At 65.6% G+C, this 15,789-nt stretch carries 11 protein-coding genes and 3 pseudogenes; 5 read left to right on the forward strand and 9 right to left on the reverse strand.

The window, feature by feature from the left end:
• Window positions 1-811 precede the first annotated feature (811 nt).
• The 4 genes and pseudogenes from DXZ73_RS37110 to DXZ73_RS37130 all read left to right on the forward strand — a co-directional run bounded on the left by DXZ73_RS37110 (window position 812) and on the right by DXZ73_RS37130 (window position 6,658).
• Window positions 812-1,540: a hypothetical protein gene (locus DXZ73_RS37110; RefSeq protein ID WP_116209117.1), complete on the forward strand. Its 729-nt coding sequence runs from the start codon at window positions 812-814 to the stop codon at window positions 1,538-1,540.
• Between the two features lie 657 nt (window positions 1,541-2,197).
• Window positions 2,198-2,500, forward strand: a pseudogene (locus DXZ73_RS37120) (transposase); the annotation flags it as partial.
• Window positions 2,501-3,299: 799 nt separating this feature from the next.
• Window positions 3,300-4,058 (forward strand): ABC transporter ATP-binding protein, encoded by a 759-nt coding sequence (locus tag DXZ73_RS37125; RefSeq protein WP_116209115.1) that lies wholly within the window; start codon window positions 3,300-3,302, stop codon window positions 4,056-4,058.
• Window positions 4,059-4,102: 44 nt separating this feature from the next.
• Complete coding sequence (locus DXZ73_RS37130; protein ID WP_116209114.1) at window positions 4,103-6,658, forward strand: ABC transporter permease; 2,556 nt, start codon at window positions 4,103-4,105, stop codon at window positions 6,656-6,658.
• Window positions 6,659-7,049: 391 nt separating this feature from the next.
• On the opposite strand, the pseudogene DXZ73_RS40740 reads toward DXZ73_RS37130, so the two are convergent.
• The 6 genes and pseudogenes from DXZ73_RS40740 to DXZ73_RS37160 all read right to left on the reverse strand — a co-directional run.
• Window positions 7,050-7,877 (reverse strand): annotated as a pseudogene (locus DXZ73_RS40740) (transposase); the annotation flags it as partial.
• A 325-nt stretch (window positions 7,878-8,202) separates the two neighbouring features.
• Window positions 8,203-8,856, reverse strand: coding sequence for a response regulator (locus DXZ73_RS37140; protein WP_116209112.1), 654 nt, complete (start codon window positions 8,854-8,856; stop codon window positions 8,203-8,205).
• Window positions 8,853-10,109 carry a sensor histidine kinase gene (locus DXZ73_RS37145; RefSeq protein ID WP_116209111.1) on the reverse strand — a complete coding sequence of 419 codons (1,257 nt, stop codon included), beginning with the start codon at window positions 10,107-10,109 and terminating at the stop codon, window positions 8,853-8,855. The genes DXZ73_RS37140 and DXZ73_RS37145 overlap by 4 nt, the downstream gene beginning before the upstream one ends.
• Window positions 10,110-10,855: 746 nt before the next feature.
• Window positions 10,856-11,149 (reverse strand): PIN domain-containing protein, encoded by a 294-nt coding sequence (locus DXZ73_RS37150; RefSeq protein WP_425315802.1) that lies wholly within the window; start codon window positions 11,147-11,149, stop codon window positions 10,856-10,858.
• Window positions 11,146-11,325, reverse strand: a complete 180-nt coding sequence (locus tag DXZ73_RS37155) for a hypothetical protein (protein WP_240351025.1) — start codon at window positions 11,323-11,325, stop codon at window positions 11,146-11,148. The genes DXZ73_RS37150 and DXZ73_RS37155 overlap by 4 nt, the downstream gene beginning before the upstream one ends.
• A 70-nt stretch (window positions 11,326-11,395) precedes the next feature.
• Entirely contained in the window at window positions 11,396-13,039 is a 1,644-nt protein-coding gene (locus DXZ73_RS37160) for an IS4 family transposase (protein ID WP_162889919.1), read from the reverse strand.
• Between the two features lie 194 nt (window positions 13,040-13,233).
• Here DXZ73_RS37160 and DXZ73_RS37165 point away from each other — a divergent pair, with 194 nt between their 5' ends.
• Window positions 13,234-13,485, forward strand: a complete 252-nt coding sequence (locus DXZ73_RS37165) for a transposase (protein WP_162889918.1) — start codon at window positions 13,234-13,236, stop codon at window positions 13,483-13,485.
• Here DXZ73_RS37165 and DXZ73_RS38905 read toward each other — a convergent pair.
• The 3 genes and pseudogenes from DXZ73_RS38905 to DXZ73_RS37175 all read right to left on the reverse strand — a co-directional run bounded on the left by DXZ73_RS38905 (window position 13,482) and on the right by DXZ73_RS37175 (window position 15,663).
• Window positions 13,482-14,168: an IS630 family transposase gene (locus tag DXZ73_RS38905; RefSeq protein ID WP_338059169.1), complete on the reverse strand. Its 687-nt coding sequence runs from the start codon at window positions 14,166-14,168 to the stop codon at window positions 13,482-13,484. The two genes, DXZ73_RS37165 and DXZ73_RS38905, sit on opposite strands and share 4 nt — an antisense overlap.
• Window positions 14,169-14,238: 70 nt before the next feature.
• Window positions 14,239-14,622: pseudogene (locus DXZ73_RS40745) on the reverse strand (helix-turn-helix domain-containing protein); the annotation flags it as partial.
• A gap of 540 nt (window positions 14,623-15,162) precedes the next feature.
• Window positions 15,163-15,663 carry a C40 family peptidase gene (locus DXZ73_RS37175; protein WP_116209107.1) on the reverse strand — a complete coding sequence of 167 codons (501 nt, stop codon included), beginning with the start codon at window positions 15,661-15,663 and terminating at the stop codon, window positions 15,163-15,165.
• Window positions 15,664-15,789: the final 126 nt, after the last annotated feature.

The raw sequence follows: 15,789 nt of genomic DNA on the forward strand, positions 1-15,789 counted from the left end.
CGGGAGCCTCGGATCTGGGAATCTGGGTGCCTCCGTGCAGGTAGCGGTGTCCGGTAGTTCGTGAGGTGCCGGTGTCCCAGGTGCACATGCGTGGGTACAGAAGTACCGCGGAACAGCACCGCTTTGGCGCAATGTGCCTGGAACTGCGAGAACGGTGGTGCGTGCCGGTCGCGCGGGGCAGGCTGGCGAGGATTCCGGGCCTGGGCTCGGGCGCTGAGCACGGTACGACTGAGCAGCACGTGAAGCCTCCTCGGGCGAGGGACTGCTCAAGTCTCCTCCTGCCAGGGGGTTCTTATGCTTTTAGGGGCTATGTAGGCCGGACTTCTCTTCCACGTAATCGGTTGCTGAGAAAACCTTGAATGAGCGGACCTCGAAGCTCGTCGGGAGAGTCTGCGGCCGGGTGGGTGCTGTCGCAGCCCACGGGGCACGTCGGCTTGGTCCTGGACGACGCGGCCGAGGAAGCCGTGAATTCGGCTGTCAAGGCCGCATATGTCCACCGGTATCCTCTCCGCTCCCGGCCTGCATCGGTTCCGCAGAGTTATCGGCTGGTGCAACGGCACTGGTCCCCTCCAGTCGCCCGCCTGCGGAAGAGCTGATGCAGTGTCAAGAGATTGCACATTAAGGCTAGTTGATGAACTTCCATGCTCAGGGGGGGGCTGGCGTTCGGGACTTTGGTCCCGGAGGGTGAGGACCTTGGTCCGGCACAGGGGTGCCGCGCATTTGCGATGATCTTTTTAGCGGCCTCTCGGGTGGCGAGAGCGGAGTGGAGTCAAAGCCGCGTGTATCAACTCTCTTATCAGGAAGGCGTCTTGTGAAGACGATAACGAAGAGCGTGCTGTCCGTTGCGGTGGGCGCTGTTGCGGTCACCGCCCTCGCCGCAGCTCCGGCGAGCGCTGCCGAGCAAAAGTCCCTGTGGGACCTTTCCGTTGCGATGCAGGGCGGGTCGGGTCACAGCGGTGACAATTTCACTGAAGTTGTCCTCATCAACGGCACGGACAAGACCATGCGTCTCGACTGGGAAGACCTGTACGACGGTTATTACTCCAAGAGCCTCAAGCCTCCGAAGGAGATAAAGCCGGGCCAGAGCGCCAACATCGGGACCAAGGGGACTTTCCTGAAGGGGACCGGCGCCAGGGTCCAGTACAAATTTGACGGCGGCGGGCTCGTCAATGTCGGCTGGGAGAACCCGTTCTCCGGCAAGAACAACTACACTGTGCAGTCGATGAGGCACGGTGTGTCGGGTATAGACAAGGGTGGGAACACCTGGGGGGTCCCCGCAAGCTCAGATTTTAAGTCGCATAAGGTCGACTCCAGCAAGTTCGGCGGCGGGAACCGAGCACTGGTGGGATTTGTTGTTGGCGACGGTGCAACCCTGGTCAAGGGGACCTACGACAAGGGCAGTAAGTGCGACGACTATGACAGGGCACTGTCGGGTGTGTCGCTGGGCAGCAACATCTCTGACGCCCGCGGCACATACCAGGACGGCGAGATCGGAATGATCTTTGGGGCGATCATCGGGAAGATCATAGCCAAGTGCTGATGGGTGCACCGCCGATCTCCGCAACCGGGCAGAGCCCGATCCGGAAGCCGTCCTTTTGGCAGTCTGCGGTCTGGGCGAGGCTACCGCGAGGCAGGGGCTTCCCTGCGTTGCCTGGTAGCTGATGATGAGTTTCCCCCTTTCCTTGCTGAGTTTTGGTCAGGCGCAGGAAGGAAAGGGGGGCCTGGGAAACTGGCACTCTGCTTAGGCGGGAGCTCGTATCGGGATCATGGTTTGGGGTTGGTCAGGCGTTTCCGGCAGATGAGGCCGCAGGCCAGGGAGACGGGGTGCCGTGGAGGTCGAGGTGTCGTTCCCAGCGGACGGCGCGGCGCTTGAACTGGTGCGGGAGCGGGAAGGTCTGCTCGGCGGGGTACCGGATTTTGCCCAGGTCCTCGGTGTCCGGGGCGTCTGTGGGGAGATGGCCGGCAGGATGCGGTGCTTGCCCAGTTCCCGGCGGCTGGGGCTGCTGTCATAGCCCCTTGCCGCAAGGGCACTGGGGCGTCTGCGCGTGCGTCCGTGCGTCCGGCCGCGGGCGGGATGCTGTCGGCGAGTGCGTGGGTCTGCCTGATGCCGTTGGCCGCGGTTACGTTTCCCGCGGACCCACAGGCGCAGTTCGATGTTGTCATAGGTCTTGTCGGCGCGGAGTTTGCGGGGCTTGCGGGTCCGTCGCCCGTGGACCGGGCAAAGCCGTGTTCCAAGATGCACATCCTGTCTGACGCGAGCGGACTGCCTTTACACGTCGGAGTCTCCGCGGCCAACGTCCACGACAGCCTCGGGCTGAAGCCGATGGTGACCCATTTCCATATAGGACACGAACTCCACAGCGACCGCTGCAAGCCTGAGCGACTCCATGCCGACAAAGCCTATGACCTCCCTGACCTGTGGCAATGGCTGCACAGCCAGCACGTTGACGTCCGTATCGCCCGCAAAGGCATCGACTCAAGTGAACGGCTGGGCCGTCGAACCCCGGCTTCGTCCAGACGGAACGTCTCGGCCCGTTCACAGTCGGCGCAGTCCCGGCAGCCGTGCGGGGAGCCGCCGTGCCTCTTTGCCATCCTGAGGATGCAGTCGTAGGCCGGCTCGATACCCGCCCTGTAACGGGTGCAGATGTATGGCTGTTCACTCTTGGCCTTGATGAACACTGTCTTCGGTTTGCAGCTGTTCCGTACCATCAGCTGCCGTGCCGCTTCCGGGTCCACCGGTCGTCCTGAGACTGCCTTTGCCCCGCGCTTCGCTGTGCTCATGCGGCGCACGGGTCCGCAAAGACTGTACGGGGGCAGTACAGACAACTGGGTGAGAGCGTCAACCCGGTACATCCGCCGGGGTCATGGCCGCACTCTGTACGTGCTAATCCCCGGGAACCTCAGCCTCTTGCACGCGACAGTGCTGCGTTGTCCACAGGCGGCACGTCTTGGCATGGCCAACCTGAAGACCATTCCACAAGCCTCAGCAGCCAACGTGCCGCAGCGGCCGGCTTGACAGTGCCGTCGGCACCACACCAGCAGGGCGGCGGCCAGTATGAAGGCAGCGGGTGCGCGTCATGGCGACGCCGGGTCCCGCCCGGCGGTCCCGTTGACAGGCCGTCAGCCGGATGGGCGAGTGACGTCATTCTGTGGGGTTACGGGGATGGTCCCAGAGGATGACATCTGATGCCCTGCAACACCCTTGGCCGGTGGGTGGATTCGGGTCATTTGGATGAGCTGGCAGCCGGATGGCTGAGTAAAAATGTGAGGGTACTTTCAGCGTATGTACAGGAGTTGCCGTGTTGCACCAGGTTCCGCCCGTCTGTTCTGCCCACGCCACGGATCTCACCAAGGTCTACGGACACGGCGAGACCCAGGTGGTCGCGCTGGACTCGGTCTCCGTGGAGTTCCGGCAGGCCGAGTTCACCGCGATCATGGGCCCCTCCGGCTCCGGCAAGTCCACGCTGATGCACTGCATGGCCGGCCTCGACACCGTCTCCCGCGGATCCGCCCGCATCGGTGACACCGAGCTGACCAACCTGGGCGACAAGAAGCTCACCCGCCTCCGGCGCGACAAGATCGGCTTCATCTTCCAGGCGTTCAACCTGCTGCCGACCCTGACCGCCCTGGAGAACATCACGCTCCCCATGGACATCGCCGGCCGCAGGCCCGACCAGAAGTGGCTGGACATGGTCGTCGACACCGTCGGCCTCTCCGGGCGCCTGAAGCACCGGCCGAACCAGCTCTCCGGCGGCCAGCAGCAGCGCGTGGCCGTGGCCCGCGCCCTGGCCGGCAAGCCCGAGATCATGTTCGCCGACGAGCCCACCGGAAACCTCGACTCCCGCTCCGGCGCCGAGGTCCTCGGCTTCCTGCGCAACTCCGTCCGCGAGCTGGGCCAGACCGTCGTCATGGTCACCCACGACCCCGTCGCCGCCTCCTACGCCGACCGTGTCGTCTTCCTCGCCGACGGCCGCATCGTCGACGAGCTGCACGGGCCCACCGCCGACGCCGTCCTCGACCGCATGAAGCGCTTCGACGCCAAGGGCCGTACCAGCTGACACCCCCGCCGCCGTACCCGGACTCCAGGACTGACACCTCCATCATGCTCCGTACCACCCTGCGTAACGTCCTTGCGCACAAAGCCCGCTTGCTGATGACGGCGCTTGCCATCATGCTCGGCGTCACCTTCGTCTCCGGCATCCTCGTTTTCAGCGACACCGTCGGCGCGGCCGTCAAGAATGCCTCGGCCAAGAACCTCAAGGACGTGGCCGTCTCCGTGCAGCCGTCCGTCCCTTCCGGCGAGGCGCCCTCACGCAGCGATGAGGGCAAGAACATCACCGCCCTCGACAGCAATCTGGCGGACCGCATCCGCTCGCTGCCAGGCGTTGAGTCTGTACGCTCCAACGTCAACGGCACTGCTACCGTCGTGGGCAAAGACAACCAGCCCATAGGCAACGACTGGCACATCGCGGCCAACTACCAGCCTGGCCGGGACGGCAAGGACAGCCGTTACCCGGTCAAGGAGGGCCGTGGCCCGGCTGCGTCCGACGAGATCGCACTGGAAGCCAAGACCGCCGCGACGGGCGGCCACAAGATCGGCGGCACCGTCCGCTTCGCCACCGACGGCCCGGTCATCACCAAGAAGCTCGTCGGCATCGTCGGCACCGAGGATCCCCGGGTGACAGCGGGCGGCAGCCTCGCCCTCTTCGACACCGCCACCGCGCAGGAACTGTTCCTCAGCCCCGGCCAGTTCGATGAATTCCTCGTGGCAGCCGAGCCCGGCAGCAACGACCAGGCCCTGACCTCCAAGGTCGGGGAGATCCTTCCGAAGGACCGCGCCAAGGCGACCAGTGGCACTCAGCTTGCCGCCGAGCAGTCCCAGATGATCGCCGAGGACAACAAAGCCCTGAGCAAGACTCTGCTGGTCTTCGCCGGTATCGCGCAGTTCGTCAGTGTCTTCATCATCGCCAACACCTTCACCATGCTCATCGCCCAGCGCCGCCGCGAGATCGCGCTGATGCGCACGCTCGGCGCCTCCCGCCGACAGGTCGTTCGCTCGGTACTGGCCGAGGCAGCCCTGCTCGGCCTCGCCTCTTCCGCCGTCGGCTTCCTCCTCGGCCTGGGCATCGCCCGGGGCGTGCTTGCCGTGCTCGGCGCGAACGGCCCGGGTTTCCCGGACGGCCCGCTGGTCATCAGCCCGACGGCGGTACTCTCCGCACTTACGGTCGGTGTGCTGGTAACCGTATTGTCCGCCTGGCTGCCCTCCCGCAAGGCTGCGAAGATCGCACCGATCGAGGCACTCAACAGTGCCGACCAGACGCCTGCGCCAAGCGGCCTGACGGTCCGCAACTCCATCGGCACAGCCATCACCATGCTCGGCGTGGCAATCATGCTGTACGTGTCCACGCTCCGGAACGAAAGCGGCGTATCCACTGCCATGCTGGGCTCGGCAGTGACAGTGACCGGCATGATCATCCTTGCCCCACTGCTCTCCCGGCCACTGGTGACCCTGGCCGGCAAGGTCACCACCCACCTCTTCGGCGTCAGCGGCAAGCTCGCCAAGGAGAACGCGCTGCGCAACCCGCGCCGTACCGCCGCGACCGCCTCCGCGCTGATGGTCGGCCTCACCCTGATCACGGCAGTGACGGTCGCCATGACCGGCTCGCAGCAGCTGATGGAACTCCGGAGCACCCAGGACCTGACCGCCGACTACCAGATCACCAGTTCCTCCTCCGGCGGCCTATCCTCGAAGACCGCCAGGAAAGCTGCCCAGGTGCCTGGGGTCCAGTCCGCCGTCCCCGTCCAGAGCACTGGCTTCGCCATCGGCCATGACCACGCCACCATGAAGGGCATCGACCCGGCAGCACTCCGCCATGTCACCGACCTGCTCCTCCTCGCCGGCTCACTCAACGACGTCGAGGCCGGCAGCTTCGCGATCTCCGATAAGACCGCGAAGCGCTTTGGCTGGAAAATGGGAGACACCGTACCGGTGGACTTCAACACCGGCTCCAAGGAGCGCCTCAAAGTCTCCGCTGTCTACAAGAACAACGACATCGTCTCCGACGCCTTCACCGTCCCCCAGGTCATCAGTGACCATACACGCGGGGAGGACAGGGCCAACAAAATCCTGGTGAAGGCCCAGGACGGCAAAGCCGCCGGGCTGAGCGACAAGATCCGCAGCCACCTGGACAACAACCCGCTACTGAAGATCCAGGACCACAACGAGCTGCGCAAGGAGGCCGCCGGACCGATCACCACGATCCTCTACCTGCTATACGGCCTGCTGGGCATGTCCGTGGCCATCGCGGCGATCGGCGTCGTCAATACCCTGGCCATGTCGGTCTTCGAGCGCACCCGCGAGATCGGGATGCTGCGTGCGATCGGCATGGAACGTACCGGCATCAAACAGATGATCCGCCTGGAATCCCTGGTCATCTCCTTGTTCGGCGCGATGACCGGTATCGGGCTGGGCCTCTTCCTCAGCTGGACGAGCGGACAAATGCTCCACGGCGCGTTCCCCGGCTACGAAATGTCCATCCCATGGCGCAGCGTTGGCCTGTTCCTGCTGCTCTCACTGGCTGTCGGCATCCTGGCAGCGGCCTGGCCAGCCCGCCGTGCGGCCCAGCTGAACACACTGCAGTCCATCGGGGACCAGTAGCGGGCGACGGCACAGGCGGAGCACCGTCCCACTCAGCTTTCCTGGAACGGCGACCGACCGGGATGACTCGAGACGGTGGTGAACCCGGTAGGGACCCCGGCCTGTCGAGCGAGATGTCTGACTTCTCAGCTCTTCAGCCTGGGGCCCCGATGGGCTCGTGGGGGCGACCGTCAGGCAGCGACTCGCGTATCTCGGACCCCCGCAGCATCAGCGTCCTCCTGAAGCCATGCTGATGCTCTAGCCTCGCCGTTTTGGTTAGGCTCCGGCCGGAGTGGTTAATTGTGATCGATTACTGTTCGGCCTGTTGCCTATCTGCGGGCACGCCGGGTACTGACGCGGTGGCCGGGTTCTCCTGGTCCTTCCCGGTTATGAGCGGGCAGGGGCAGCAGTGTCAGCTCTCCGGGCGGGGCAGCATGGCGAGTTGGCCGAAGGCCCTGACGAGTTCGTTTCCCCAGGGCCAGGCCGCGGGGATCTGCAGGTTCGGCGTTGTCCGCCGTGGGTGATGCGGGCGACGATATGTAGCAGCCGGTAGGGCAGTTTCTTCGGTTCGGCGGTGGCCAGTTCGCCGTCCAGCAGCAGGACGCGGGCCCGGGCGAGCAGGCCGGTCCCAACAAGGCCCAGCTCCAGCCAGGCTGCGTTGATCTGGAACCGGTGGGAGGGAAAGCGGCCGAATCCGGTGGTCTTGCCGCAGCGGATGCGCGCTCCTCGACGAGGAAGGCCTGATGGCGCATGCCCGCGTCCAGGCCGACAGGGACAGCTGGGCACCGGGGTGAGGGTGTTCGCGCCGGACGATGATCCGGGTGCCTTCGGAATGGCCGGGCAGGTCGCCCAGGCCGGTCAGCTCGGCGACCTGGGCGCCTTCGCGCAGGGCCCCGTCCTGTTCGAGGGCGGTGTGCCAGAGGCAGTCCGGGAGCTGGCGGATCGCGCGCCGGAGAGGCTCGGTGACGGAGCACCTGACGGAGAATGCGGAGAATATGGTGCGGATCCCGCGTGAGCGCAGAGCGCGGATATGGGCCGGGAAGGCTTTGGCGGATCCGGCGCTGTCGGCACGGATGAGGCTGTCGGGGCCGTGGCGGCGGGCGTCGGGGATCTGGGCGAGCGCGGCGTCCAGCACGGTGATGTGATCGCCGACGGTGTTGGCGGCGGCGTTGCCCGGTCGCAGCGGGCCGGCCAGGGTCTCGCCGGTGCTGTCGAGGAAGCACAGCAGCGGGTGGTAGCCGAACCCGTGCTTGCAGGTGAGTGCCGCCTGCTCTCAGGCGGTGGGGGCGCGAGACGATCACCAGCCAGATCCCTGCCTGCGCGGACACGCACCCAGGCGGGGACGGCGAGAACCCCCGCGAGCGGGCTCTCGCCGACGTCTGATAGCCGGGACCGACCCTGGCGCGGCCGCTGGAGCGACTGCAGGACCTGAGCGCTCAGCACCCGGCTGGCCGGGTGCTGAGCCTTTCCTGCAGACCGGCTGGCCCGCAACCGTGCCCGCCAAGTGCGGCACCGAAGCGGCCTCCAGTAACACCCCGGTGGCCGCCGCAGGCCTCCGACCCTGCTCAGCCCACGATGCCGGCATCACGAGCCAGGATCGTGGCCTGCACGCGGTTGGTGACCTCCAGCTTGGTGAGCACCCGGCTGAAGTGCGTCTTCACCGTCGACTCGCTCATGTGCAGGATCTGGGCAATCTCCAGGTTGGGAAGCCCCCGGGCTGCGGCGCCGAGAACTTCACGTTCCCTGGCCGTCAGAGTCTCCAGCCGGGCCCGTTCCTTAGCGGTGACGCCGTCCGGCCTCGTGCCTCTGAGATCCTCGAGGAGTCCCATGGTCACCTGCGGAGAGAGCATCGCGTTGCCCTCGGCCACCACCCGGACCGCCTGGATCAGCTCCTCCGGCCCCGCCCCCTTGATCAAAAACCCGACGGCCCCGTTGCGCAGCGCCGTGCGTACATAGTCCTCCTCACCGAACGTGGTCAGCACAATGACCTTCGGCGGGTCAGGGAGAGCGGAAATCTCGGCGGTCACCGCGAGACCGTCCATGCGCGGCATCCTGATGTCTGTCAGTACGACGTCGGGACGCATCGACCGGGCCAGCTCGACCCCCGCAACGCCATCCCGCCCCTCAGCGACGACCTGAATGTCCTCGGCAGCCTCCAGAATGCCGCGCAGCCCCTGAAGGATAATCGCGTCGTCGTCGACCAGAACTACCCTGATCATGCCTCTTCTTCCCCTCTGGGCGACTGGCTATGGGTTCTCGGCAGTGCGGAAAGCGTGGGGAGAGAAGCCTCCACACGAAAACCGCCGTCGGACGACGGACCATAATGAAACCTGCCGCCCAGCAGCTCGACCCGCTCGGCAAGACCGACCAGCCCCTGGCCACCACTGGGCACCCCGGAGACAGACTTTCCGGATGAAGGGCCATTGGAGACATGAACATCGAAACGGCCGGGCGCATAGCAGAGTCCCACACTGGTCGAAGAATCCGGTGCATATTTGAGTGCGTTCGTCAATGATTCCCGGACAATGCGATAGATGGTCTGCTCGAGCTGCGGCGGCAGAGGGCGTGGTGCCCCGCTGCAGGTCTCCTCGACCTGCAGGCCCACCTTCCGCGTCTCAGCAATGAGAGGCGGAATGGCGTCGATACCCGGAGGCGGGGCTAGCTGGGCCACCCCTGGCTGACCGCGCCGCAGCACTCTGAGGATGTCATGCAACTCCTCCAGGACCCTGGTGGCAGTGGTCCGGATGAGATCGGCCTGTCCGGCAATCCACTCCTGATCCCGTTTGCCGACGTTCATCTGCAACGAACCCGCATGCAGCACGATGTGAGTCACCCGGTGCGCAACCACATCATGCATTTCCCCGGTGATGCGGTTACGCTCTTCGCTGCGCCCGCGTTCCTCAGCCAGCATCTGCTCGCGCTCCATCCGGTTCGCCCGGTCGGAGAGCGCCTGTATCAATTCGTGCCGAGTTCTGATGTGCGCACCCACGACGACCGGCATGATGACGAAGACCGCCGCATAACTGAGGAACTGCAGGGTCAGGGTGTGCGTGCCGGCGGGTGAGAAGGCGTTCAGTGCCACTACTGACACTCCGACCACCCAGGTCCAGGGCGTGCGGGAGTACCGGCCGAGCGTGTACATGGCCAGGACCAGTGCCGGTACATCAACGACGAGGCAGTCGATCAACCCGACAATCGCAGCCACGGTGACGGGGAAACGGCGGCGTACCAGCAGGAGCGCACCAAGGGCGACGGATGTCAGCACAGCCGGGATGGTCGGGAACCGGAAAACCGCCCGATCGCCTACCCCGCTGAATACCTCACTGACTCCCACCAGGGCGGCCAGCGCAGCCAGCGCGATATCCGAGGCGGACGGCCGCGGACCGGAGAGCAAGGCGATCCTGCTCAGCCTCGCCAGCGACACACTCCGCCGAGCCGGATACAGCAACACTGCCAAAGGCCTGTTCGCCATGAACTACACCCCGCACAGCCTCCCGCTCGACCTTCCCGGCAGCGCTTGACCAGCAGCAACCGCTGGACTGCCCTTGAACCACCCTGCTCACCGGACCGCCCCTGCCGTGTACCAGCCTGCGCAGCCCAGAATGAAACCTCACCTTGAGAAGCTCGAAGAGCTGGCTTGGGCATGCTGCTGCAGTTCCTTCGGAGCCGGTCTCCGGCCCCGGGCTCCGACATCGCGTACGGTCTCCCTGCCGAGCAGCACAACGCCAGATCCCTTCACGCCCCGGCAGAGCAAGCCTTGCCGACACGATGCTCATGCCGGACTCCTGGCCAGTCTTCTGCCCGAGCGTATTGGAATGGAGCAAGACGGCAAGCATGGCCTCACACACAGGACATGACCCAACCGCCGGGCACGCACAGTGCACCCACACGTACACGATTCATGTTTCCACGCTTCAGGTGCCGCGCCAGTCGGCACTGCCACTTGGACGGCGCCCAGGACCGTGCAGGCCGCGGTCAGCAACACTGACACCAGAGAATGACGCTGCGGGCATGTCTGGAAGAGCCAACATCCGTACACGCCCCCTACACCCGGCTTTCCTCCGTTACAGGTCGTCGGGCAGAAGCCGGAATGCCTGGTGGCCGGTCAAGGGGCGCACCATGCGAAAGTGCCGGTCCGTGGTGAACATGAGGTCGGTTCCGTACACAGCAGCCAGGGCCACGTTCATGGCGTCGGCCAGACCGATACCTCCGCCTCCGTCAGCGTCCGCGTATCCCTGTGCCACGGCGATCGCTGCGCTCAGGTGAGGCCCGACCGGCGGTACTTCGAACCGCCGGGTGGCGGTGTTCGTCTCGATGAACCGTGCGGCCGCGATCGCCGTGTATGAGCCCTTTCTTGCTCGTGATGAGGCAGCCCAGCTCGGCCAGGACCAGCGGGGAGATGACAAGATGGCTGATCGCGGCCAAGGCTCTCCTGTGGGCCTCGTGTCCGGTGATCTTCTGGTCCAGCAGCCGGTACAGGGCGTTGGTGTCGGCGATGACGACCCGGCTCACAAACCCATTCCCCGGAGTGTGTCCTCGATCTCGTCGTTGGTGAGATCGGGAAGATCAAGCCGGGGCAGGTCGATGTCACCCATGGGGTCGGTCGGGTAGGGCGGGACCTCGTGCGCCTCAATGGGGACGAAGCGGGCGACAGGACGCCCATTCTTGATGACCGGTGATCGTGCCACCGCGTTCAGCGGCGGCGAGGACCTGGGAAGGAGCCATGACCCAAGGCCGGGTAGTTAACGTTTCCGCAGGTCATGCAAGGGGAGTTGGTGTCCATGCTGTGGCGGCGTAGAGGCCGGGGCCGAGTTTGTGGATGAGGCCGCTGTCGGCCCATCTGGAGAGCTGCCGGTACATGGTCTCCATGGTGATGTCGCCGAAATGGGAGGCGATGTCGCGGGGGCGCCAGAGGCGGGTGGGGTCTTCTTCGAGCAGTGTCAGGATCCGGTGACGGCGGCGCTCGGCGGGGACGGCATTTCGGTCGTCGCGGGAGACTGCGGGGAGCTGGGGGTGCGGTTCGGAGGGCCGGATGACGCTGATGGTGAGGTGAGTGATGGTGCGGCTGGTGTCGGGCCTGCCGTCGTCGTGCCGCGTGCTGTAACGGGACATCGGCGACTTGACCTTGCGCGTGCTGACCCGCTGCCGCCGGGGTGGGAGGAGGCGGGCCAGGATCCGGTGCCCGATCAGTCCGGTGCGAGTGGCGGCGGAGTAGTCGGTGGTGACGATGCCAGCAGCCTGGACGACCTGGTCACGAGCGGTCTGAACGGCGACGGTGAAGCAGCAGCGATCCGGGTCGGTGCCGGGCAGGGACTCCGCGGCCTCGACCATCACGGTTCGCAGGGCCTGGTAGAGCGTGAGGAGGGCCCACATCTCCTGCTCGACGCCGACCGGGTCGCCCGAGCGCAGGACGCGCCCGCTCGTGATCGTGTGGCGGAGCGCGTAGTACGCAGATTCGTGCTCCCATCGCTGGTGATAAAGGCCCGCCAGCGTGGACGCCGGGTAGCGGCGGGCGTCGGTCAGGGTCGTGACCAGCCGGTAGGACCCGGTGAAAACGGTGCCGTCCGCGCAGGTCACCGTGATGTTCACGTCGATGACACGCACCTTCTCGGCACCGATCATCGACAGGTACGAGCCGTCGGCAAGAGGCGTCAGGACCGGAGTACGGCGGTTGGCGCGGAGCCGGCCCAGCACCTGGGCACCGGTCGAGGTCACGGCGGCGAGGAAGCTGTTGCCGTCGAAGCCCTTGTCCCACAGGACCAGCATGTCGGGCCGCAGCAGATGCAGCAGCCGGGAGGCATAACCGGTCTCGCCGCCGGCAGGCGGTCCGAACACCGCGCCGAGCAAGGCCCGCGTCCCTGTCTCGACCAGCGTCATCAACTCCACCGTCGGATAGCCGTGATGAGACGTCCGACCCAGCCAGACCCGGTTCCGCTCGGAGTCTGCGACCTTCTGTGAACTACAGCCGTCGAACGACACCGTCCGGTACGGGCCGAACCGCACCCCGGGTGTCGCTGGTCGGGCCAGCGGTCCCGCCAGCACCTCGAACAACGCCCTCACCGGCGCGGTTCCCAGCCTGCGGCGCAGATCGCGCAGGGCCTTCGGTGTCGGAGCGACAACCGGCATCCCGGCCAGCCCGGCGGTCAGCTTGTCCCAGACCAGTCGGTAGCCGACCTCGGGAAAGAGGCACATCGCGAGCAGGAAGTAGACCCCGACCCGGGAAGGGAGGTCACGCAGCCGCCGCTGCACTGTCCGTGTCTCCGACAGGACCGCGTCGACCAACTCGAACGGCACGACGGCCGTCAGTTCGCCCAGGTGACCGGGCGCGAACCTCCCCGCGGCCACAGTGACCGTACGGGTGATGGCCATCACCGGAGCAGGCAGGACATGATGAGACGGCAACGGAGCTCCTCGGGAACAAGCTGTCTTGGTCGACTGCCTGTACCAACGAGCTCCGTTGTTCTGCGTCGGAAACACTTCAACGGGCTTGCATGACCTGCGGAAACGTTAACTACCCGGCCTTGAGCCATGACCCCGGATCTTGGACACCTGAGGCATATAGATCTTGAGAGTCTGAGAACGGACATGCCGTGGTCATGAAGCACTATCCGGCCGAGTCCAAGCAGGACGCGGTCGCCCTTTTCCAATCCCGTCCCGGGGCGACGATCAAGCAGGTCGCCGCCGATTTGGGGATCAATCCGGAGACGCTGCGGAACTGGACCCGGGAGGCTGGCGCGGGTCGGCCCGGAGGCCGGGGCGAGACGGCCCCGACGCCGCAGTCCCCGCTGGAGGCCGAGCTCGCCGCCGCACGCAAGCGGATCCGGGAGCCAGCGGATCGTCGTGGCTAATGCTTGGGGTATAGGTGGCGCAGTTTGGTGCGTGCATCGTGGGTGGTGAACTGCCAATTCACCTGGCGTTGGTCGGTGTTGGTGGCGTTCTGCCAGGCTGTGAGTTCGGTGTTGAGTGTGTTGAGGTCGTCGATGCGGCGGTCGAGGCATTGCCGGGTGAGTGCGGAGAGTTCGATCTCGGCGATGTTGAGCCATGAGCCGTGTTTGGGTGTGTGGTGGATCTCGAGGCGTTGGGCCAGGGTGAAGGCTTCCTGCGGTTCGAATGCCTCATACAGTGAGGCGATGTTGTGGGTGTTGAGGTTGTCCATCACCAGCACCACGGTCTGTGCGTCGGGGTAGTCCACGTTCAGCAGCTGCCTGACCTGGCCGGCCCAGTCCATGCGGGTCCGTCGGGAGAGTGCCTGGGTGCGGCGCCACCCGCGCAGGGGTTCGGTCCAGACGAAGATGGAGCAGGTGCCGCAGCGGATGTATTCATTGTCCTGGCAGGTGTCGTTCCCGGGGCGGGCGGGGAGTGGTTCGCGGACGTGGCCGAGGAGTTGGCAGGGCTTCTCGTCCATGCACACCACCGGTCGTGCCGGGTCGTAGGAGCGGGCGTAGACGGCAGGGACGTCTTCCATCCGTGCTGCGAACTGTGCGTTCGCCCGTGGCGGGATGGTCCAGCACTTTTTCAGGTGAGGGCGCAGTTCCGTTTTTTAGGATCCGCCCGATGGTGGAGTGGTCCAGGTCGGGGATGTCCTCGACCATCGCGACGTGCTTCTCCAGCAGTCGCAGTGACCATCGCGTATAGCCTTGGGGCGGCTGTGAGCACGCCATCGCGATCAGCCGGGCTTCGACCTCGCCGGTCACCGGCGAGGGCACCGGCGGCAGGTCGCGCTTCTTCCGCGCGATCGTGGCGTGAACATCCCCGCCGGCCTCGGCGAAACGCCTGGCGACCAGCCGCAGTGTCTCACCGGAAACACCGAGCCGGGCCGCGATCGCCCCCTTGGAGTCCACCTCACCCACCGAGGTGTCCAGCGCGAGCAGCACCCGCGCACGCATGATCATCGAAGCCGCGCGGACACCCGTCCTGGTCAGCCGGATCAATTCCTCACGATCTTGCGTAGCCAACCTGACTGGCCGCTTCTTCTGCGAACCCATGACAACAGTCCTGTATGGCAAGTGGGTTGGAACTCGCCAGACGCCAGTCTGTCAGACACGGCACAACTACCGGTAAGCAGCGACGATCCACTAGCAGTGCCCGCGTCCCGCACTCGACCAGCGCGACCAGATGGGCCTGGTGTCAGCGTATGCACGTTCGCCTTACGGGACCCAGTCCATCCACCCCCAGACCACGGCACACCGGCCCCCGAAATCCCGAAGCGTTCCCCGCTCCCTGGGCGGACCAGATTCAACGGCGGGAGGAAAGCAGTCACCAACAGCACGCTGGCGAAGAACCAGTAGAGCAGTGACGCGAGCAAGCAGAAGAACAAGGAACTGGGCAGCTCCGTGCGCGGCACGAGGCCGTCAGCAGCACAGGAGAACACAGGGCACCTCCGCAGGCGCAGCAGCTCGGCTACTCGCCGACCAGAGGTCTGCCCCGTATGTCACACCCCAGCCAACACACCGTCACCGCCACACCGCAGGCTGTACACCTGAGAGGCTTATGACAACGAGGGCACGGAAGGCCTGGTAGCAAATTCAACGTATACGTCCATACCACACTTGAGTGGTCCAGATTCTCTCGAGCCTCACTCTCCCACCAGGCCTGGGGGAGTGCCAGACCCGACTCTTCCCGGCATAGATACCCACGTGATAGACGGCCCGGCCGGAGTGAAAAAAGACTAGATCGCCCGCCTGGCGTGCGGCGGCGGGAATATGGAGAGCGCGGCCATACTGGCCGGCCGCCGTACGGGGGAGCCGCTTGCCCACCCTCCTGAACGCATAGCGCACCAGCCCCGAGCAGTCGAAATGATACGGACCATCAGCCCCGTACCTGTACAGAGCCCCCTTCTTCGAGGCAGCAACATGCAAGGCCCTGAGACCCATGGGCGTGGCGTGGGCTTCGGGCGGAGCAGCCCCGAACACGATGCCGACCACAAGCACCAGCACCAAGGTTCGAAAGGCCACGCCCCAGCAGGAGCGCTTGGAATTTCGGGGGCGCGATACCGTATGCCGCGGCGACTCAGTCAGCCGACTCATTCTCCCACTTTGCGGGAGGCTCTGAGGCACTTTCTGACGTGCCGGTGCCCGTTGGCCCTTCCCACAGCGGCGCACTTCACCACCCGCCAACGAGGCGCTGCGCCCATGGCGTTGGCAGCGGCCTCT

The sequence above is a fragment of the Streptoverticillium olivoreticuli subsp. olivoreticuli genome (assembly GCF_003391135.1).
Classification (GTDB): domain Bacteria; phylum Actinomycetota; class Actinomycetes; order Streptomycetales; family Streptomycetaceae; genus Streptomyces; species Streptomyces blastmyceticus.